The sequence below is a fragment of the Halanaerobium congolense genome (assembly GCF_004366375.1).
GTDB classification, from domain to species: domain Bacteria; phylum Bacillota; class Halanaerobiia; order Halanaerobiales; family Halanaerobiaceae; genus Halanaerobium; species Halanaerobium congolense.
Genome location: NZ_SOEF01000008.1, coordinates 56,563 through 78,194 on the forward strand (window position 1 = coordinate 56,563; position 21,632 = coordinate 78,194).

Sequence of the window (21,632 nt, forward strand, 5' to 3'; positions counted from 1 at the left end):
AATATCCTTTTTTTATTTATTTAAAATTTCTTCTATTTCTTGAGCAGTTAATGTTTTAAATCCTCTATTATCTATATTCGTCTTTTCCCCCTTAATCTCCTGCTTTTTATCTGCAGTATTTATTGATTCTATTTCAACAGCATCTTCTACCTTAGTTTCATTTTCAGCAGCAGCTCCTCCAATGAATTCTTTTTCAGGTTTTTCAGTTATAATTTCAGGGGTAATAAATATTATTAACTCTGTCTCAATATCATTTTTTTCTTCAGCTGAAAAGAGCCTTCCCAAAAGTGGAATATCTGCTAAAATTGGAACTTCTCTTACCGAGCGCAGCTCATCTTTTTTTATTAGACCTCCAATAGCAAGTGTTTCTCCGTTTTCTAAAACCACTGTTGTTTCAGCACTGCGGGAGTTAACAGCAGGCAGTCCATCTGCCAGGATCTGGCCAATGCTGTTTACTGAAGGTTTTATTTCTAATAAGACTTCATTATTGTTTAAGATTTTAGGCAAAAACTCTAAAACAATACCTGCTTCAATATAACTAATTGTTGAAACAGTCTGTTCATCTTCGATCCTTTCTAATTTGACCGGTATCTGATCGCCAATGATTAATTTAGCTTTTTTGCGGTCGACAGTCATTAAGCTGGGATTTGCCAATATATTAGACAAACCCTCTTCATTTAAAGCTCTTAATGTCTCAGGCCAGCTGGCTTTTAACTTATCTATATCCCCGGCTTCGTTTTTTATTATTTTTAACTCTGATAACTGGTTTGGATTGATTCCCAGCTCTTTAATCTTAGTTCGGCTTATTTCTTCAACTCTGGCTTTAATCATAATTTGTTTTTGCGGCTGGTCAATCTTTTTAATTATATTTTCTATTTCGCTGATATTGTTTTTCTCACAGCTGACTATTAGCCCCTCACTATTTAAATTAATTATTTTAATTTTTTCAAAATTAGCTATTAAAATATCAGCAGCCGCTTCTGAACTTAGATTCTTTAATTTAAAATTTCTGCTGATAACTTCTTTATTTCTTGCAGCTAACTTTTCGGCTGTACTGATATAAATTATCTCATTTTGGTAACTATAATCTAGATCAAAACTATCGGTTATTAAATCTAGAGCATTCTCGAATGGAATATCATTAAAGATTACAGTTAGTTTGCCGGCAACTGAACTATCACAAATCAAGTTTTTATCCGCTGTATTTGCCAGCATTATTAAAGCAGTTTCTAATTCAACATTTCTTAAATTTATAGAAATTATTTCAGCTGCACTACCATTTTCGATCTTTATGAAAGCAGATAACAGCAGTAAAAGAATAACTAAAACTAATATCTGCAGCAGCTGTTTATTTTTAGTTTTCATTTACTTCCTCCTTCCAGAGGCTGATTTTTATTGTTTCATTTTGATAACTAATAGTAATTTCCTGTTTTTTTATGGCTTCTATCTTAAATATATCTATCTTATCCTTTTCTTGCTTCAAAATATTTTTACCCTGATAAAGAAAAAGTGCAGAAGCGCTGTTCTCATTTTTTATTATTCCAAGCAGTTTAAAGGGTAATTTGATTTTTTGTAACTGCTCCTTCTGCTCTTTCTCTACAGAAGCTAACTTCACAGAATCATTTTTTTTGTCATTTGGAAAAAGTTCAGCAGCTGATTTATCTTTAAACTTTAGTTTTTCTGCAATTATGTTTTTTTCTAAGAAAATCAGTTCTTTTCTCTGCTGATTTTTAGAGTTTAATTCAATTTTGGCTGCTTTTGTTTCTGCTTGGGCAGAAATCGCAAATGGATCTTTTATTTCACTAATTAAAGCAATGCTTTTAATTTCTTTTTTTTCAGCCTTTTCTTTTACTCCTGCAGCCTGCTTTTTACTTTCTTTCAACATCTTTTCCTCTTTTCGTTGCTGATTCTTTGCCTGCACTACTTTTTCTTCTTCTTCACCTTTCTTTTTTTTATTAAAAAACAACTCATCTGCTGAACTTTTATCTTTATTAAATAATTCTAGAAGAGAATGATCTGCTGTTTTAATGTAGTTTGAGACCAGAATTACAAGCAGGATAACTGTTAGCACAATTAAAATTATTTTTTTATTAAGAACTATTTTTTTCATTTTTGATCAGCTCATTTTTTAGTTTTAAGAAGAAAAATAACTTATTACCATTATTTTTAATTTTAAACTCAGTTATTTCTAATTGATTCTGCTCCAGCTCCAAATATTGAATAAATTTCAATATTGAATGAAAATCACCCTTAAGATTTAAATTAAGTTCAGTTTGAGCACTGCTTAAATCAACTAAAACTAAATTTAACTTTTTTGACTGCTCAATTATTTCTGCAGTATTTTTTTTAAGAGTAACTGCCTTATTTCTCAGGTCTGGCCTCAACTTAAGCTGATTTTTATATTTTCTTTTTAATTTTTCATTCTGCAGCCGCTGATTTTTTATTTGACTCTGCAGGAGTTCCTTTTTATTTAAAAAATTTCTGCTGGCTGCTGTTTGAACTATAAAAACAATTAAGAGCAGAACAATCAACAGCAGTCTTATTAATTTCTCATTTTTAAATTTCATTAATTCCACCCTCTATCCTGCAGTAATTCATTCTAAAGTTTTTAGTTCAAGCTCAAAATAAATTTTATCTTTTTGGTTGATTTTAAGTAATCTTAAATCTTTAAATTTCTGATCTGCTTTTAACTTTTCTATTAACTTAAAAATCATTTTTTGTTCTAAACTTACAGCCGTAAGCTTGATTCCACTTTCTTTAAAATGAATCGAATTAAAGATTATATCTTCAGCCGCTTGCGCCAGCTGTATTAATAAAATAGAATATTTATTTTTACTGCTCTCAGCTTTTTCGTTCCCTAAATTATTAATTAAAAGCTGATACTTTGATTTTTCCTTATTTAAATTCTCTAAATCAACCTTGAGCCGCTGCACTTTTTTATTAAAAATAAAATTAATACTGGTTGTTAAAACCACTAGAATCAACAGTAATATAGTTATATTCTTAATCAATATTAAAAGTTGATCATAATGTCTTTCTTTAAAGATTATTGACATTTTTCAATACTCCAGAGCATTGAAGTTAGAAAAACAAAATCTTCATCTTCTAAATCCATAAACTCTTCTAAATTTAAGAGCGAACTCTTTCCTGCTAATACTTTCAGCTTGATATTTTTATTATTCAAATAATACTTTTGAGTCTTATCAATTTCACTCTGCAGCTCAGCTGGAGAAATTGAGGCCTGTAATAAATCTAACTTTTTATTTACGGCTGTCAGCATAGTATAACTACCATTTATTTTGTAGTATAAGAGATAATTTGATTGAGCTACAACTTTATTAACAGTATTAAAAACAGCAACCGGCAGAGCTGAAATAAAATAATTATTTTTATATTTATCCAGATTTTCAGTTATACTGTCCAGCAGTGTTTTCTCTGCTGCAAAGAATTTAATTTCTCTTTCTTTTGTTTTCTCAGAAACTATTTCTAAATAATCATAGTAAAATTCTTCTTCAAAATTTTCTTTTACCTCAGCAAATTTACTCAATATGTTATCCTCACTAATTCGATAAGGATTTTTTTCAGCTAGAGGAGCTGAATGATAAAATAAAGATGCTGCTGGTAATAAAACTACATAATGACAGTTATAGTTAAACTTTTTTATTTTACCTATTGCTGATATTTCATTTATTCCGTCCATAAAATGGATCTGATCATTTTTAGCTCTTACAACAAGATTTTTTAAAGTATTTTCTGTTGGAATTGTTACTGAATAATAATTATTTAACATAGCTATTCACTCCTATATATTTTTTTATCTATTATTTTAAAATCTTCTTTACTAAGCTTCATTTCAGCGTTATAGGGAATCACATCATCCAAATAAGTATAAAAATAAATATAATTACTGTCCTCCTCTCCTCTCAGCCTGAGCTCTATTTCATTATCTAAATAAATTTTTTGATTACAGAGCTTAGACTTATTTTTTAAAAAATATAACTGGTACTGCAGTCCAGATTCAACTGCTTCTTTATTTTGAGCAGCCTTAATTCTGCTGCTTAAAATCCTATAGTTTATTTTTTGTTCCTGAATCACTAAGGGTATAAACAGTGCAATTAGAGTTATTAAAATTAAGTTAAGGAATAAAACATAACCGGCCTGGTTTTTTAATTTCATTTTATGACCCACTTTTTATTTAAATTTTAATCAGTCTGCTGACAGTTAATTTTTTAATACCGCTTTTCATTTTTTCTTTAACGGTTAAGCTTATTTTTAACAAACCGGGTTTAACAATTTCAAAACTCAAATCATCAATTCCATCAAATAAAGAAAGATTTCTGCCAAAATCTTTATAATTTAAGTCACTGCCGCCAATGCTTCGCCCTAAATTGTCATTACCATTGCTCTGATAGACATTAAACTTTAACCACTGATATTCTTCGTTATAATAACTAAAAATATCTAGTTGATGCTGGTCAATTATTTCTACTTTTTTAGAACTCTTAATCTGATCAGCAATAAAATCAACTGCAAGATAGGCATCAAGCTGCCAGGCATTATTTAAACTAAAAAAATCATTTTGCTGATAAATATCTACCAGCAGCTGTAGAAAGACTGCCGCCAGCAGAGAAGAAATAGTGATAACCAGCATCATTTCTAAAAGGCTGAAACCTGCTTCGTTACTAAAATCAGCTGATTTAGCGATAGAGCAAGCTGAAAAGTTCATTTTGATGCTCCTCATTCTGACAGTTAAATTTAACCTCAATTTTTAGTTTATATAAGCCTTCATATCTAATCCCATCTTCAAGATAGGGAATAATTTCAACTCTGGTCATTTCGTAATTTTTAGGCAGCGACTCACTTTCCAATATTTCTAAATTTCTGATAAAGCTATTACTGCTGTCTTCAATCCCTTCCTGGATATGGTCTCTATTTTTATATGCTTCAAGTACAGATTCTGTCCAATTGACAGCTGCATTTTTATCAGCTAAAAAACCCTGGACCTCCAAACCTGTTTTAATAGTCCTGCTCATTACCGCCAGCACAACACCTGCCAGTGAGATTGTGATTATAACCTCCAGCAGTGAAAAACCTTCATTATTTTTCAACTCTAACCCTCCCTAGTTGATTGACTGTAACTTTATATTTTTCGGCATTTGGGTGTGCTTTAGCCAGGCCTACTGTTCCTCCACGAGCAGTTGCAGTATTATTAAACCTAATCCACTCATAATATTCTGCTTCTACAACTTTTAAACTTAGTGTTTTATATAAGATTAAATCAGAAGAATAATAGCCCTTTTTCTTAATTATTTTTTGATCATTTTCTTTAACATAAAAGTAATAGGGGATTTTATTAGCGGCACTACTTTCTTTGACCGTGTAAATTCTGAAAATATAGGTCTGATTATCTAAGATTGCCTTATTCCTCGCCCACCTGAGGTCTGCTGCCAGGCTATCTAACTGCTGTTTTATTTCAAAATCACTTTTAAGCTGTGGTCTAAAACTAATCGTTAATAAAATCCCCATAATTGTAATTACTAATAATAACTCAATTAAGCTAAAGCCTCCTTCATATTTTTTCATCTACCTATAATGAAGGTGCTGTGGATTCAGGTCCAACTAAGGATGAAGCAGCAGTTGAAATATAATAATATTCGTCATCGGCTGCCTGATAAGAAATTAAATATTCTTCTCCATCTGCATCTGTAACATAATTGTAAGCTGCTGCAGTATTTTTAATATTTAGTTCATCTAAACTTTCTGCTACAGTAGTAAAATCTGCCTCCACAGCTTGAGCCGGATATGCTCCTGCATCTAAATAATACATCTCTAGGCTCTGCATTATATTATGCAGATCAGCCTTTGCTACTGCAGTATCCGCTTTATCTTTGACTCCACTTAAAGCCGGAACCGCCATTGACATCAAAATTCCGAGCACCACAATTACAATCAAAAGTTCAATTAGAGTAAAACCGGCCTCATGATTTTTTCTCTCGATTTGAGCAGCTTTCAAAATTTTAAACATTAACATTATCCCTTTCTATTTTTGTTTTCCTTTGATTTTTGTCTGTACTTTGTTTTAAAGCAAAAATGCTGTGAGTTGACTATATAAGAATTTTATAAATTAAATTATCAAATAGATTTGAAACATCGGCATCATTACTGCTGCAGCAAGTAAAGCTACAAAAATTGCAGTTAATGTTATTAAAAAAGGCTCTAAATACTGCAGCATTCTTGCAATTTCTTCTTTTAACTTTTGGTAATAATAATCACCTGCTCTTTCCAACATGGTTTCCATTTGAGCTGTTTCTTCACCAGTCATTATCAGATAATAAAAAAGATCCGGGATATACTTACTATCTGAAAAACAATCTGTTAAAGATGCTCCTTTTGAAATATTTAAAGCTGTATTTTGAATAAATTTTTGATAATGATAGTCTGTAATAATATTTTTTAATAATTCTAAGGCTGAAATTAATTTTAAGCCACTTTTCAAAAGCAGTGACAAATAAATTGCAATCTGAGTTAAAATTAAATCTTGATATAAACTAGAAAAAAGAGGAAGCTTCAATAAAATCTGGCTTTTTAAAGCCCTTCGCTTTTTGCTTTTAAATAAAATCACTAAAGTCATTACTAGAAAAATTAAAAAAATTAAAATTAAAAGGAAGTAATTATTAAATATAGAGCTTATCTTTAAAAAGATTCTGGTTATTAAAGGCAGCTCACCGCTGAATTCAGCAAACAGATCAACAAAAACTGGTAATATAAATCTAAAGATAAAGGCTGCTGCTAAAAAGACTGTAATAATCACAGTTAGCGGATAAAAGGAAGCCTGTTTAATTTCCTTTTTTAAATCATCCCGACTGCTGTAGTAGTTTTCCAGACTTGCTAAAACCGGGACCAGGCTGCCGCTTTCTTCACCTGCCTGGACAACTGCTGTAAAGAGATCAGTAAAAACTAATTCTTCTTTTAAAGCTTCAGCTAAACTTAAGCCTGATTCGATATTTTTTAAAATCTCATTATAGATATCTGCTTCACTTTCGTCTTTTGTCTGTTTTGAGATAATCATCAAAGATCTATTTAGATTCAAACCAGATTTGAGCATTATTTTTAGCTGTGAAGCAAAAAATTTAAGATCAAACTCTTTTTTTTTGAAGATAATTAGTCCCTCCTTTAAACAGCAGAATATTAAATATCTATTATAATAATTCAGCTATTTGATTTATAAAGTTAAATTCTAAAGTTAAATTCTAATGATTTATATCGATAACCCTCATCATTTCGGCTGGAGAGCTCTGACCCGTTTTTATCTTGCTTAAGGCGGAGTCATATAAGCTGATCATTCCGCTGGCAGCTGCCGCGGCTTTTAACTCTGCATAATCTGCATTCTGATTGATTATCTTTTTCATCTGATCATTGAGCAGCAAGATTTCTGCAGCAGCTGTACGCCCAAGGTAGCCATCTCGACAGTGACTGCAGCCTTCAGCCTGATAAAAATATTCGAGGTCATCTTCTTTAAATATATTGCTTTTTAGTTTAGCTTTCTTTACTTTTTTTCTGCAGTGCGGACATAATTTGCGCAGTAATCTTTGGGCAACAACAGCGTTGACCGTACTGCTGATTAAATATGGTGGAATCCCAATATCTATCAGTCGGGTAACAGCAGAAATACTGTCAATAGTATGAATTGTACTTAAAACTAAATGACCAGTAACAGCAGCTCTGACAGCTATTTCTGCTGTTTCTTTGTCCCTGATTTCTCCAATCATGATAATGTCCGGATCCTGTCTTAAAATGGACCGCAAAATAATGGGAAAGCTTAAGTTTTGAGCTTCATTAATTTCAATTTGATTCAGCAGCTCCAACCTGTATTCAACTGGATTTTCAACTGTAATAATATTATTAGATTCATCTGCCAGCTGGTTTAAGATTGAAAAAAGTGTAGTTGTTTTACCACTTCCAGTTGGACCACAGAGCAGTATTATACCTGATTTATATTTAAAGATTTCTTTAAATCTCTTTAAATTAACTGGATCAAAATTTAATTCTTTTAGATCTAATAAATGTTCATTTCTCAAAAGCAGTCTCAAGACAGCCTTTTCACCATAAATTGTAGGTACAACTGAACTCCTAACATCATAATTTTCCTGCTGAAACACAAAATCAAGCTTTCCATCCTGGGGTAGGTGTCTGATTGTAATGTCCATTCCAGAAATAATTTTAATCCGAGAAATAACTGCTGCAGCTATTTCTACAGGTAAATTATAATAACCCCTTAAAATACCGTCAATTCGGTACCTTATTTTAAAATAATCTTCTTTTTTCTCCAGATGAATATCGCTTGCTTTCAAAGATATTGCCTCAGTTAAAATTTTATTTAAAAGTTTTACAACTGGTGCATCTTCAACAATATTTTTTAGACTGTCAATATCTCTGCTGTCAATTTTTTTAAAATCACCAAAGTCTTTTAAAATTTCCTGCTGGTTGACCTTAAAATAACTGCTGTAAACTAATTTTTCTGCAGCTGAAAATTCAGCTTCTGACATCAGATAAAACTTTGTTTTGTTTTTGAACATAAATTTTAATTTTTCCTGCAGAAATAAATCAGGAGGATAAATACTGCCGAAAAAAATATATTCATCACTTTGGTCAATTAAAATTATTTGATGTTTTTGTGATTCTGCTAATTCTAATTTTCTAGCTTTATTCTTCTTTATTTTAAGTTCAGAATCATGATAAAGTTCAACTTCAAAATAAATTGATATGGCCTCTAATAAATCAGCTTCATTTAGGATTTTTTCTGTTTTCAAATAGTCAATAATTTCTTTTATCTCCTTATTTTCTGCAAAGAACTTTAATTTTAAGCGCCTGTCACCAGAATTAATATATTTTTTGTATAAAAATTCACAAAAATTTTGAATGATCTTTCACCTCCAGAAATTCCCCGCGTCTTTTGTTTACTTTTTTTCCTATTTTTATAATAAAATGTAATTAAAAGACTTAATTAGTTATTTACTTCACTATTTATTTAAAAATTCCTGCAAAAATTTGTAATTATTTTTAATTTTTTGAAAGTAATAGCTATATAGTTGTTAATTTTTGTAAATAATAACTATATGCTTAGTGAATATATACACAAAAAATATTATAATTACTCTTTTTTTAAAATTAATGCTCGGAAATATTTATTTATATTTACGTACCCAGTGTCTGTGCATAAAAAAAACTGTGGATTTTACTCCACAGTTTTTATGCTTATTCTGCTTAAATTATTCTTGCTCCCTCTTTGATTAGGAGTAAATACTCGATACTATCTACTAGAGCATCCCATGATGCCTGAATAATATTTGTGGAAACTCCAACAGTTGTCCATGATTTTTCCAGATCTGCTGTTTCAATTAAAACTCTAACCTTGGCAGCAGTTCCGTCATTTCCGTTCAGAACCCGCACTTTATAATCAATCAGCTTGCTCTCTGATATTTCCGGATAAAAAGAAACTAAAGCTTTGCGGAAACAATTATCAAGAGCGTTTACAGGACCATCACCATCAGCAGCAATATGAACCTTCTGCTTTTTAACATTCATTTTCACAACTGCCTCTGAATAAGTATGATCTTCCTGACTAATACTGTTGGTTTTAAAATCTTCTATTTCAAAAAATGATTGGTAATCTTTAAATTCTCTAAAGGCCATTAAAATTAATGAGGCCTCTGCTCCTTCAAACTGATAACCCTGGTTTTCCAGAACTTTAACTTTCTTAACTAACTTTTTTATCATTTCATCAGAAAAATCATTGAGGTCAAATCCAACTTCTCTCAGTTTATATAGCAGATTGGATTTTCCTGCCAGCTCTGAAACCAGAACCCGACGCTCATTACCAACTAATTCAGGCTCAATATGCTCATAAGTATGAGGGTTTTTGCGGACTGCACTAACATGAATTCCGCCCTTATGAGTAAAGGCACTTTTACCAACATATGGCTTATTATTTTTAGGAATTAAATTAGCTGTTTCAGTCACAAAATAGTAGAGCGGTTTCAGCTGTTTTAACTGTTCTGCTGTCACTAGCTCCTCTCCATATTTTAACTGTAGAGCTGGAATCACACTGCATAGATCAGCATTACCACAGCGCTCACCCAGGCCGCCAACTGTTCCCTGAAAATGAACAGCTCCTTCTTCGTAAGCTGCCAGAGAATTAGCAACAGCCAGGTTACCATCATTGTGAGCATGGATTCCAATTGGCACCTCAAATTTACCTCTGATTTCCTGCATAACTTTTGTCACCTGTGAAGGCAGCATGCCCCCATTGGTATCACATAATACAAGCAGTTCAGCTCCAGCCTCAGCTGCTGTTTTAATTACCTCCAGCGCATAATTAGAATTATTAAAGTAGCCGTCGAAAAAATGCTCGGCATCAAAGAAAACCCTTAGGTCATTTTCTTTTAAAAATGAAATGGTATCTTTGATCATTGCCAGGTTTTCTGCCAGTGGAATCTGCAGTGCCTCCTGTACATGGAGATCCCAACTTTTGGAAAAAATAGTGACATATTCTACTCCTGCATCCAGCAGTTTTAAGATATTTGGATCTTCCTCTACCTTCATATTAGGTCTTCTGCTTGAGCTAAAAGCAGTTATTTTAGCATTGTCTAAATCCATATTTTGTACTTCTTTGAAATATGCTTCATCTTTTGGATTTGAACCAGGCCAACCACCTTCGATAAAATCAATCCCGAAACGATCAAGCTGTCTTGTAATTTTTAATTTGTCATCTAAAGAAAGAGCAATTCCTTCTCCCTGTGAACCATCTCTTAAAGTTGTATCATAAAGTGTTAATCCCATTTTGCATCACTACTCACCTTCTTCATTGCTTTTGAGAGTTTTAACCAAATAATCTCCAACTTCGTCTGTGTTTAAGTCTCCTCCTTGATCTGCTGTCACCATATTGTTTTCTAAAGCACTTTTAACTGCTGCTTCCACCTTTGGAGTTAAGTTACCATATCCGAGTTCTCTCAGCATCATTCCAGCTGCTAAAACTGCTGCCAGTGGGTTAGCAATATTCTGGCCTGCAATGTCCGGTGCACTTCCGTGGACGGGTTCGAACATTGAAATACTGTCTGGGTTAATATTACCGGAAACAGCCATTCCCATTCCTCCCTGCAGCTCAGCCCCTAAATCGGTGATTATATCACCAAAAATATTGCAGGTCACAACTACATCAAAAATCTCAGGGTTGCGGACCATCTTCATCGTCATTGCATCAACCAAAAAGTGATTCTGCTCAACATCAGGATAATTTTTACCCATCTCTTTAAAGGAGCGCTGCCAGAGGTTGTGGGCATAAGTCAGAACATTACTCTTATCACAAACTGTCAATTTAGGTTCTCTACCAAATTTCTGGGCGTATTCGAAGGCATATTTAATCACTCTATCCACACCTTTACGGGTAGAAATCATCTCCTGGGTTGCCACCTCATCCGGAGTATCCTTTTTGAGGAAACCGCCGATACCGGCATAAATTCCTTCGGTGTTTTCTCGAACTACAGTAAAGTCAATATCCTCCAGCCCCTTACCTTTCAGCGGAGAAAACTCCTCTTTATATAATTTTATTGGTCTTAAATTAACATACTGATCAAAATAAAAGCGGAGCTTGAGTAAAATTCCTTTTTCCAAAACTCCCGGCTCAACTCTGGGATCTCCAACAGCACCCAGATAAATTGAATCAAAGGTCTCCAGCTTATTTAAAACAGCAGTCGGCAGAATATCTCCGGTTTTCAAATATCTTTCTGCACCTAGATCAAATTTTTCAAACTTAAGTCCTAAGTTATAGGCACCGTCAAGATATTCTAGTACCTTAATTCCCTGGCTGGTAACTTCTTCGCCAATTCCATCTCCCGGTATATATGCTATATTAGCCATTTATACCAGCTCCTTTTTGACATGTTCAATCAGGCCACCATCTTTAATAATCTCCTGCATAAAGGGTGGAAATGGTACTGCCTGATAGCTTTCACCTGTCCGCATATTTTTGATTTCACCATTATCGATATCCACTTCCAGCTCATCTCCGGCTTCTGCCGCCTTGGCAGCTTCCGGGCATTCTAAAATTGGAAGACCGATATTAATTGAGTTGCGGTAGAAAATACGAGCAAAACTTTCTGCTACCACACAGGAAACTCCTGCATATTTAATTGCCAGTGGTGCATGCTCACGAGATGAACCAGAGCCAAAGTTTTTACCACCAACAATAATATCACCTTCACTTACCTCATCGGCAAAGTTCTTATCTATATCTTCCATACAGTGGGCTGCTAAATTCTCCGGTGTTGAAGAATTTAAATAACGGGCCGGAATAATTACATCTGTATCTACATTATCTCCATACTTAAATACTTTTCCTTTTAACTTCATTATTTAACCTCCTCTGGACCAGCAATATGGCCTTTAATTGCTGAGGCTGCTGCTACAGCTGGACTTGCTAGATATACTTCACTGCTGGTTGATCCCATCCGACCAACAAAGTTACGGTTGGTTGTTGAAATGGCTCTTTCACCATCAGCTAAAATACCCATATGCCCACCTAAACAGGGTCCACAGGTTGGGGTAGAAACTGCCGCACCTGCATCAATAAAAATATCAAAGAGGCCTTCGTGCATTGCCTGCTTGTAAATTGCCTGAGTCCCGGGGAAAACAAGACAGCGTACATTTTTATGAACCTTCTGCCCCTTAAAAATTTCCGCGGCTGCCCTTAAATCTTCAATGCGGCCATTAGTACAAGATCCAATTACAGACTGATGAATTTCTATCTTTTCTGTAATTTCATTAAGACCTTTAGTGTTTTCAGGTAGACTTGGGAAAGCAACCTGAGGTTCAATTTGGCTGACATCAATTTCTATAACCTGCTCGTACTCAGCATCTGAATCCGGCTTAACTATAGTGTACTCCCTCTGAGCTCTATCTTCCAAATAGGATTCGGTCTTTTCGTCTGCTGCAATTAATCCTGCTTTACCACCGGCTTCAATTGCCATGTTGGACATCGTCATTCTACCGTCCATTGACAAATTTTCTATTGCCTCACCGGTAAATTCCATAGCCTTATATAAAGCTCCATCAACACCAATTTTACCGATTGTATAAAGAATTAAATCCTTACCGCTGACATGGGGCTTAAGCTCTCCACTGTAGACAATTTTTATTGTCGGCGGCACCTTAAACCAGGCCTTACCGGTAGCCATTGCAGCTGCCATATCGGTACTTCCAACTCCAGTTCCCAAAGCACCAAGGGCGCCATATGTACAGGTATGGGAGTCAGCACCAATAATAATTTCTCCGGGAAGAGTTAGGCCTTTTTCCGGTAAAAGCACATGTTCAATTCCCATCTGACCTACTTCAAAATAATTTGTAATATCATGTTTTTGGGCAAATTCTCTCACTACTTTAACCTGCTCAGCTGCCTTAATATCCTTATTTGGAGCAAAGTGATCAGGAACAAGTGCAATTCTCTCCTTATCAAATACTCTATCAACACCAATTTTATTAAATTCCTTAACTGCTACTGGGGCTGTTATATCATTACCTAATACCATATCAACTCTGGCATTAACTATCTCACCCGGTTTGACCTGATCCTGATCAGAATGAGCAGCAAGAATTTTTTCAATCATCGTCATTCCCATTTAAATAAATCACTCCTCTTAAAATCCTTATAATATTATCTTAAAATATTTTTTAGCAGCCCACTAAAGTAAATAGGCTGCCCTTAATTTACTTGTTTTTATTATAGACTAGATACTTATTAATTGCTTCAATATAGGCCGCAGCACTGGCCTCAGTAATATCTGTCTGGGAAGAATGGCCTGTGTAGATTTTCCCATCAATTTCTGAAGCAATAAAAGCCTCACCAAGGGCATCCTTACCTTCTGTTACTGCATCAATTTTATAAGACATCAGCTTAATATTTTCCATTCCGGTCAGTTCATTAATTGTCTGGAATATTGCATCAACCGGTCCATCTCCATTACAGGCTGCAGATTGAATGATCTCACCTTCCTTTTTCAATCTAACAGTAGCTGTCGGCAGTAAACCCCGACCGGTTAGAACAGATATATATTCAAGTTCAAATGTTTTTTCATAATCATAAAGCTCATTGTCAAGCAGAGCTATGATATCAGCGTTGCTTACATTTTTCTTCTTATCTGCTAAATCTTTAAAACGCTTAAAGAAACCCTCAAAGCTTGCATCATCCAGCTCATAATCATATTTATCTAAGAAATCCTTCAAAGCATGGCGGCCTGAGTGTTTACCAAGTACCAGCTTATTATGGTCTAAACCAATAGTTTTGGCATCCATAATCTCATAAGTGGTTCTTTCCTTAATCACACCATCTTGATGGATTCCAGCCTCATGGGCAAAGGCATTAGCCCCGACTATTGCTTTATTAGCCTGGATGGAAACTCCGGTAGAATTTGCAACCAACTTTGATAAACGAGCAATCTGGGTTGTATCCTGAGTCACATCAAGGCCATAATAATCTTTTCTGGTGTAAAGAGCCATTACAATTTCTTCTAAAGCAGCATTACCAGCCCGCTCTCCAATTCCGTTGACTGAAACTTCGACCTGAGTTGCCCCATTTTCAATAGCAGCCAGTGAATTTGCAACTGCCAAACCTAAATCATTATGGCAGTGGACACTGATATCTACCTGATCTATGTTAGGAGTTTTTTCCCTAACATCTTTGATCAAAGCACCAAATTCAGAAGGTACAGAATAACCAACTGTATCCGGAATATTAATTACCTTGGCTCCAGCATCAATGGCTGCTTCAAATAAGCGGGCCAGAAAATCAACATCACTGCGGGAAGCATCTTCTGCAGAAAACTCAATGTTTTCCGTATATTGCGCTGCATATTTTACTCCATCAACTGCATTTTTAATGACTTCTTCTTCGCTCATCTGCAATTTGTATTCCATATGAATCGGTGAAGAAGCAATAAAGACATGAATCCTTGGGTTTTCAGCGTCTTTTAGGGCTTCCCAGGCACGGTCAATATCACCTTTGCGGCATCTAGCCAGACCTGCTACCTCAATTCCTTTTACGTTTTCGGCAACCATTTTGACTGCGTTAAAATCTCCTTCAGAAGAAATCGGGAAACCAGCCTCGATTACATTAACCTTCATCTTAGCCAGCTGTTTGGCAATTGCCAGTTTTTCCTCAGGAATCAAGGTGACTCCCGGGGATTGTTCTCCATCTCTTAAAGTTGTATCAAATAATCTCACATTAGCCATTAATTTTCACCACCTTTTCCAAAATCCTGAATTACTAGTCAATCCAGGACATCATTTCTCTTAATCTGCGTCCTACTGCTTCTATTTGTGAATTTTCGTCTTTTTCGGTTAAAGAATTAAATACGGGGCGATTTGCCTGGTTTTCTAAAATCCACTCTCTGGCAAACTTACCACTCTGAATGTCTTTTAAAACTTCCTGCATATTTTCTTTTACATGCTCATCAATTACTCTAGGACCGGAAACTAAATCTCCGTACTGAGCTGTATCAGAAATAGAATCTCTCATTGTAGAAATTCCACCTTCAAACATTAAGTCTACGATTAATTTAAGCTCATTTAGACATTCGAAATAAGCAATTTCTGGCTGGTAACCTGCTTCAACTAAAGTTTCAAAACCAGCTTTTACAAGTGCTGTTGTTCCTCCACATAAAACTGCCTGCTCACCAAAAAGATCTGTTTCTGTTTCTTCCTGGAAGCTTGTTTCGATAACTCCAGCGTGAGTACAGCCGATTCCCTTACCATAGGCTAAAGCTGTATCATAAGCCTTACCTGTATAATCCTGATAAACTGCTAATAGTCCTGGAACACCCTTACCATCTACGTATAATCTGCGGACTAAATGTCCTGGTGATTTAGGTGCAATCATAAATACATCAACATTCTTCGGTGGTACAATCTGATCATAGTGAATATTTAAACCATGGGAAAAGACAAGTGAGTTGCCTTCTTCTAAATTAGGCTCGATATCATTTTTAAAAACTGAAGCCTGTTTGATATCTGGAATTAATATCTGAATTACATCTGCCTTTGCTGCAGCTTCAGGAGTGATTAAAACTTCAAAACCATCTTCTTCTGCAACCGGCCAGCTTGAACTTTCTTTTCTCAGACCAACTATTACTTCTACTCCGCTATCTTTAAGGTTTTGAGCCTGAGCATGTCCCTGGCTGCCATAACCTATAACTGCTACTATCTTATCTTCTAAGTACTTTAAATCTGCATCATTATCATAATAAATTTTCATTTCTATCTTCTCCTTTTATGTTCTGATTTTATATATTTTTTGAGAAATTGTTTATAAAATTAACAGGAAGTCTAATTTATTTAATTGCCTGACCTCTGCTTAAGGCTACTCTTCCTGTCCTGACAAATTCTGCGATACCGAAATCCCTCAGTAATTCTGTTAAAGCCTCTAATTTATCTTCTGTTCCTGTAGCTTCAATCATTAAGCTGTCAGGAGCTACATCAACAATTTGTGCTCTAAAAGTATCAGCTATCTGAATAATTTCTGAGCGCTGTTTGCGGGTACATTTTACTCTGATTAAAATCAAATCTCTTTCCACAATTGCATTTTTATCAAGCTCAGTAATTTTTAAGACATTAATTAATTTATGCAGCTGTTTTGTTACCTGTTCTAATACTTTTTGATCACCACGAACCACAATTGTCATCCTTGAAATTTCAGGATTCTCAGTCTTACCAACATTTAAACTTTCAATATTGAAATTACGCCTGCTAAATAATCCAGCAACTCTAGTTAAAACACCAGGTTTGTTTAATACTGAAACTGATAAAATATGTGTCATAAATTATCCCCCTATCATATCTTTTAAGCCGGCTCCTGCCGGTACCATTGGATAAACATTTTCTTCTTCAGGTATATGAACATCTAAGATTGCTGGTCCTTTAAGTTCCATAGCCTCTCTAATTGCCCCACTAAGCTCAGATTTCTTCTCAACTCTTTTAGACCAGATTCCATAAGCTTCTCCCATTTTAACAAAATCAGGTGCCGGAATTTTAGTGGAAGAATATCGCTTTTCAAAAAACATTTCCTGCCACTGTCTGACCATTCCCAAATATTTGTTGTTAAAGATAATTATTTTAACCGGGACATTATAGGTCTGGATTGTACCCAACTCCTGAATATTCATCTGAATACTTCCATCACCGGCGATTAAAATAATCTGCTCATCAGGCTGTCCAATTTGAGCTCCAATTGCAGCCGGAAGGCCAAATCCCATCGTTCCTAAACCACCAGAACTGATAAATTGTCTTGGTTTTTTATATTTATGATACTGAGCAGCCCACATCTGATGCTGACCAACTTCAGTCACTATTGTTGAATTACCATTTGTGTACTTATCAATTTCTTCCATCAAATATTGTGGTTTAATCACTTCTGAATCATCATCATCATTATATCTTAGAGGATATTTTTCCTTGAGCTCTCTAATTCTATCCTGCCATTCCCCATTTTCTTTTTCTTCGATAAAGGGAAGTATCTCCTGCAGTACATCTTTAACATCCCCGACTATCGGTATTTCTACATCCAAGTTTTTACCTATTTCCGCCGGGTCAATATCAATCTGGATAATATCGGCCTGAGCTATAAACTCATCTAATTTGCCGGTAACTCGGTCGTCAAAACGGGCACCTATTGCAATAACTAGATCGGTTTCTAAGGTTGCCCGGTTAGCATATTGAGTTCCGTGCATTCCCAGCATCTCCAGCGCTAATTCTCTATCTTCAGGATAGATTCCCAAAGCCATTAGAGTTGTTGTTATTGGTATTTTTGCCCTTTCAACAAGCTCTTTGATCTCTTTTTCAGCACCGGAGATTATAGCCCCACCGCCAACATAGAGCAGCGGTCTTTTAGCCTCGTTGATGGCCTTAGCCGCTTTGTTAACCTGCAGTCGGTGTCCTTCAAAACTAGGCCTATAGCCCGGCAAATTAATTTTAGACGGGTAATTAAATTCGGCCTCTTTTTGGGTTACATCTTTAGCCAGGTCAATCAGTACCGGCCCCGGTCTGCCTGTTTTAGCAATAAAGAAAGCCTCCTTGATTGTTTTTGCCAGTTCTTCTACATCAGTGACTAAAAAGTTATGTTTGGTAATTGGCAAAGAAATTCCTGTGATATCTGCCTCCTGAAAAGAATCTTTCCCCAGCATTGAGGTTGAAACCTGACCTGTAAAAGCAACTAAAGGAACTGAATCCATAAAGGCATTTGCCAGTCCTGTTACCATATTGGTTCCACCTGGCCCGGAAGTTGCAATACAAACCCCTACTTTCCCGCTGCTTCTGGCATAACCATCTGCTGCATGAACTACTCCCTGCTCGTGTCTTCCTAAATAGTGTTTTAAACCTGAGTTATATAAAGCATCATAAAGATTAATAACAGCACCGCCTGGATATCCAAATATAACGTCAACATTTTCTTGCTTGAGGGATTCAACGATTATTTCCCCACCATTTAATTTTGGCATAAATTCACCTCCGCTGTAATTTTGAAAAATAAGTAGATATAAAAATAGCCCTGAACACAATTATTCAGGGCAGAAAAATATCTAAGAATTCATACTTGAGAATTTACTGAAAATTGAATAAACTTCTCCTGCTGAGCAGATATAGTTTGTTTCAGTTTTGTTTGGAGCAGTTCCCGGCTAAAAGCCAGCTGGATAGACTACCCCCTAAAATCTCAATTTATAAAATTCTTAAATGAAGCCAACCCTTCTCGACTACTTGCTATTCTATAACTTCATTTAATATTCTATTTATATTGTACACTATACTAAATTTATTTCTTTTTATCAATCATTTTTTGAAAATATCTTTAATTTTTTTGGATATTTATCAATTATCAAAGCATTTTTAAGCTTTTAATCCAAGACCGCTCCTTTGGAAGCTGAGCCAACTAATTTTGCATAACGCTTTAAATAACCGCTGACAGCAGGTACAAAAGGTTCTACTTTATCCATTCTGGCTGCTAATTCTGCTTCTGATAATTCTACTTCCAGAATAAATTTATCCATATCGATGTGGATGATATCTCCTTCTTCTAAAGCTGCGATTGGTCCTCCAGCAGCTGCTTCAGGAGAAACATGGCCGATTGCTGCACCTCTGGTTGCTCCAGAAAAACGTCCGTCGGTAATTAAAGCTACACTATCATCTAAGCCCATTCCTGCTAAGGCAGAGGTTGGAGAAAGCATTTCTCTCATTCCCGGACCACCTTTTGGACCTTCATTTTTGATGACTACTACATCACCCGGCTTAATTTCGCCGTTATTGATAGCTGCAATTGATTCTTCTTCACTATTGTAGATTCTTGCCGGACCGCGGTGTTCCATCATCTGAGGAGCGACTGCTGCTCTTTTTACTACTGAACCCTCAGGTGCCAGGTTACCTTTTAGAATTGCCAGACCCCCCCGGTCATGGTAAGGATTATCTAAAGAACGAATAATCTCATGATCGACAAAGTTAATTGCTTTTAAATTTTCTTTGAGTGATCTACCGGTGACAGTAACTGTATCTAAGTTGATTAAATCACCTTTAACCAGCTCATTGATCACTGCATGAATCCCGCCGGCTGCATTTAGATTTTCCATATGGTTTTTACCGGCCGGGGTTAGAGAACAGATATGTGGAACCTGATCACTAATTTCGTTAAATTTATCTAAGGGTAAATCAATACCCGCTTCATGGGCGATTGCTGGTAAATGTAGAGCTGTATTTGTTGAACATCCAAGTGACATATCAACAGTTATTGCATTGGCAAAAGACTTTTCTGTTAAAATATCAGAAGGACGAATATCTTTTTCAACAAGCTTCATTACCGCTTTACCTGCTGCTTTAGCCAACCTGATTCGGTCTGCCTTAACTGCAGGGATTGTTCCATTACCTGGTAATGCCAGCCCTAAAACCTCTGCGAGAGAGTTCATAGAGTTAGCTGTAAACATTCCCGCACAGGATCCGACTCCCGGACAGGCCGAACGTGCAATCTGATCTAGTTCTTCTTCTTCCATCTCACCGGAGATAACTGAGCCTACTGCTTCAAATACATTGTGAAGATCAATTGCCTTTCCACAGCGGCTGCCGTGCTCCATTGGTCCCCCACTGATTACAACTGCCGGAATATCTAATCTGGCTGCTGCCATCATCATTCCAGGAACAATTTTATCACAGTTTGGGATTAAAACCAGACCATCCAGCTGATGGCCGTTAACTACTGCTTCAACTGAATCCGCAATAATTTCTCTGCTTGCTAGAGAGTAATTCATCCCGCTGTGACCCATGGCAATTCCATCACAGACACCAATAGTGGAAAAGGTTAAAGCTGTACCTCCAGCTGCTGTAATTCCGTGTTCTACAGCATCTTTGATTCTATCCAGGTGTTTATGACCAGGAATTATATCATTAGCCGAATTGGCAATCCCAATCATTGGTTTATCTAAATCATCATCGTCAAGCCCCAATGCATAAAGCAGGGATCTATGTGGAGCTCTTTCTATACCTTTTTTAATCTTGTCACTTCTCATTATATTCCTCCTATTGCTGCTCACTTCTTCTTGAAAAGCATCATTATATTTAATTAATCATTATAAATTTCTGTTCCAGTTGTCTGGGCGATTTCTCTAAATCTGGCAATAATAGCTTTTGTTTTTTCGCCTACACTGCCGTCTGCAATTACCCTACCGTCAACTTCTACTACGGGTATTGCCTCAGCTGCAGTTCCACTTAGGAAACATTCGTCTGCATTAAAGAGATCATGCCTTGTAAATAGCTCTTCTTTGACTTCTAATCCCATTTCTGCTGCTGCTGCAAGCACTATTTCTCTTTTGGTTCCTTTTAAAATACCTGCATACCTTGGTGGAGTTGTGATTGTATCTTCTTCTATAATAAAGATATTATCTCCTGTACACTCTGCTACATAACCGTCGGTATTTAAAATAATGGCCTCAGGTGCTCCCTGCTGGTTGGCTTCTATCCTGGCCATAATATTGTTTAAATAATTTAAAGATTTAATTCTGGGATTAACCATCTCTGGTCCATTCCTACGAGTTGGAACTGTTACTAATTTTAAGCCTGTCTTATATAATTCTTCTGGATAAAGCTGAATTGCACTGGCAATAATAACAACTGTAGGTTCCAAACACTTACGCGGGTCTAAACCAAGATCTCCTTCTCCTCTAGAGACTACTACTCTGATATAAGCATCACTTAATTCATTGGCCCTGATTGTTTTTAAAATTGCTGCTTCCATTTCCTTTTTGGTTAAAGGAATATCCAGCATAATTGTTTTGGCAGACTGGTATAAGCGCTTGATATGCTGATCAAGCATAAACACCCTGCCGTTATAGGCTCTAATCCCCTCAAAAATCCCATCACCATAGAGAAAACCATGGTCAAAAACTGAAATTTTCGCCTGAGCTTCAGGGACAATTTCTCCGTTAAGATAAATATTTCTACTCACTACGTTTGTCCTCCTTAAAATGTTATAATTCTACTTTTACTACTTATAATTATTTTTTAATTATAAAGATAGCATTTTATTTAAGATATGTATTGGTTATAAATTA

The 21,632-nt window shown here is 35.5% G+C and carries 22 protein-coding genes; all 22 read right to left on the bottom strand.

Annotation, left to right across the window (positions count from 1 at the left end):
* Positions 1 to 12: 12 nt before the first annotated feature.
* The 22 genes from C7954_RS04410 to ilvE all read right to left on the bottom strand — a co-directional run bounded on the left by C7954_RS04410 (position 13) and on the right by ilvE (position 21,526).
* Positions 13 to 1,365 (bottom strand): type IV pilus secretin PilQ, encoded by a 1,353-nt coding sequence (locus C7954_RS04410; RefSeq protein WP_073155789.1) that lies wholly within the window; start codon positions 1,363 to 1,365, stop codon positions 13 to 15.
* Complete coding sequence (locus C7954_RS04415; RefSeq protein WP_133505344.1) at positions 1,355 to 2,110, bottom strand: hypothetical protein; 756 nt, start codon at positions 2,108 to 2,110, stop codon at positions 1,355 to 1,357. Before C7954_RS04415 ends, C7954_RS04410 begins: the two co-directional genes overlap by 11 nt.
* A complete protein-coding gene (locus C7954_RS04420; RefSeq protein ID WP_073155794.1) occupies positions 2,091 to 2,567 on the bottom strand; it encodes a hypothetical protein in 477 nt (158 codons plus the stop codon). The genes C7954_RS04415 and C7954_RS04420 overlap by 20 nt, the downstream gene beginning before the upstream one ends.
* 27 nt (positions 2,568 to 2,594) lie before the next feature.
* Entirely contained in the window at positions 2,595 to 3,056 is a 462-nt protein-coding gene (locus C7954_RS04425; RefSeq protein ID WP_089655052.1) for a hypothetical protein, read from the bottom strand.
* A complete protein-coding gene (locus C7954_RS04430; RefSeq protein WP_133505343.1) occupies positions 3,047 to 3,790 on the bottom strand; it encodes an alpha-amylase family protein in 744 nt (247 codons plus the stop codon). The genes C7954_RS04425 and C7954_RS04430 overlap by 10 nt, the downstream gene beginning before the upstream one ends.
* Before the next feature lie 2 nt (positions 3,791 to 3,792).
* Positions 3,793 to 4,176, bottom strand: a complete 384-nt coding sequence (locus C7954_RS04435) for a hypothetical protein (RefSeq protein WP_133505342.1) — start codon at positions 4,174 to 4,176, stop codon at positions 3,793 to 3,795.
* Between the two features lie 19 nt (positions 4,177 to 4,195).
* Entirely contained in the window at positions 4,196 to 4,726 is a 531-nt protein-coding gene (locus C7954_RS04440) for a prepilin-type N-terminal cleavage/methylation domain-containing protein (RefSeq protein ID WP_073155806.1), read from the bottom strand.
* On the bottom strand, positions 4,698 to 5,108 hold the full coding sequence (locus C7954_RS04445) for a prepilin-type N-terminal cleavage/methylation domain-containing protein (protein WP_073155808.1): 411 nt from the start codon (positions 5,106 to 5,108) through the stop codon (positions 4,698 to 4,700). Before C7954_RS04445 ends, C7954_RS04440 begins: the two co-directional genes overlap by 29 nt.
* Complete coding sequence (locus C7954_RS04450) at positions 5,098 to 5,583, bottom strand: pilus assembly FimT family protein (protein ID WP_089655049.1); 486 nt, start codon at positions 5,581 to 5,583, stop codon at positions 5,098 to 5,100. The genes C7954_RS04445 and C7954_RS04450 overlap by 11 nt, the downstream gene beginning before the upstream one ends.
* A 4-nt stretch (positions 5,584 to 5,587) precedes the next feature.
* The gene (locus C7954_RS14015; RefSeq protein WP_089655048.1) at positions 5,588 to 6,025 is read right to left on the bottom strand and encodes a type IV pilin protein; all 438 of its coding nucleotides are present in this window, start codon (positions 6,023 to 6,025) and stop codon (positions 5,588 to 5,590) included.
* A 99-nt stretch (positions 6,026 to 6,124) separates the two neighbouring features.
* Complete coding sequence (locus C7954_RS04460) at positions 6,125 to 7,213, bottom strand: type II secretion system F family protein (RefSeq protein ID WP_338068532.1); 1,089 nt, start codon at positions 7,211 to 7,213, stop codon at positions 6,125 to 6,127.
* A gap of 37 nt (positions 7,214 to 7,250) precedes the next feature.
* The gene (locus C7954_RS04465) at positions 7,251 to 8,810 is read right to left on the bottom strand and encodes a GspE/PulE family protein (RefSeq protein ID WP_223174460.1); all 1,560 of its coding nucleotides are present in this window, start codon (positions 8,808 to 8,810) and stop codon (positions 7,251 to 7,253) included.
* Positions 8,811 to 9,264: 454 nt separating this feature from the next.
* Positions 9,265 to 10,839, bottom strand: coding sequence for a citramalate synthase (gene cimA / locus C7954_RS04470; RefSeq protein ID WP_089716670.1), 1,575 nt, complete (start codon positions 10,837 to 10,839; stop codon positions 9,265 to 9,267).
* 9 nt (positions 10,840 to 10,848) lie between these two features.
* The gene (locus C7954_RS04475; protein WP_134058841.1) at positions 10,849 to 11,916 is read right to left on the bottom strand and encodes a 3-isopropylmalate dehydrogenase; all 1,068 of its coding nucleotides are present in this window, start codon (positions 11,914 to 11,916) and stop codon (positions 10,849 to 10,851) included.
* Complete coding sequence (gene leuD, locus C7954_RS04480) at positions 11,917 to 12,408, bottom strand: 3-isopropylmalate dehydratase small subunit (protein ID WP_133618165.1); 492 nt, start codon at positions 12,406 to 12,408, stop codon at positions 11,917 to 11,919.
* Entirely contained in the window at positions 12,408 to 13,673 is a 1,266-nt protein-coding gene (leuC, locus tag C7954_RS04485) for a 3-isopropylmalate dehydratase large subunit (RefSeq protein ID WP_133618166.1), read from the bottom strand. The genes leuD and leuC overlap by 1 nt, the downstream gene beginning before the upstream one ends.
* 88 nt (positions 13,674 to 13,761) lie before the next feature.
* The gene (locus C7954_RS04490) at positions 13,762 to 15,282 is read right to left on the bottom strand and encodes a 2-isopropylmalate synthase (protein WP_089655044.1); all 1,521 of its coding nucleotides are present in this window, start codon (positions 15,280 to 15,282) and stop codon (positions 13,762 to 13,764) included.
* Between the two features lie 34 nt (positions 15,283 to 15,316).
* Positions 15,317 to 16,303, bottom strand: a complete 987-nt coding sequence (gene ilvC, locus C7954_RS04495; protein ID WP_089655043.1) for a ketol-acid reductoisomerase — start codon at positions 16,301 to 16,303, stop codon at positions 15,317 to 15,319.
* 76 nt (positions 16,304 to 16,379) lie between these two features.
* Positions 16,380 to 16,865 (bottom strand): acetolactate synthase small subunit, encoded by a 486-nt coding sequence (gene ilvN / locus C7954_RS04500; protein WP_089655042.1) that lies wholly within the window; start codon positions 16,863 to 16,865, stop codon positions 16,380 to 16,382.
* A gap of 3 nt (positions 16,866 to 16,868) precedes the next feature.
* Positions 16,869 to 18,542, bottom strand: a complete 1,674-nt coding sequence (gene ilvB, locus C7954_RS04505; RefSeq protein ID WP_089655041.1) for a biosynthetic-type acetolactate synthase large subunit — start codon at positions 18,540 to 18,542, stop codon at positions 16,869 to 16,871.
* Between the two features lie 393 nt (positions 18,543 to 18,935).
* Positions 18,936 to 20,591 (bottom strand): dihydroxy-acid dehydratase, encoded by a 1,656-nt coding sequence (ilvD, locus tag C7954_RS04510; RefSeq protein ID WP_089655040.1) that lies wholly within the window; start codon positions 20,589 to 20,591, stop codon positions 18,936 to 18,938.
* Between the two features lie 53 nt (positions 20,592 to 20,644).
* On the bottom strand, positions 20,645 to 21,526 hold the full coding sequence (gene ilvE, locus C7954_RS04515) for a branched-chain-amino-acid transaminase (protein ID WP_134058844.1): 882 nt from the start codon (positions 21,524 to 21,526) through the stop codon (positions 20,645 to 20,647).
* Positions 21,527 to 21,632 lie beyond the last annotated feature (106 nt).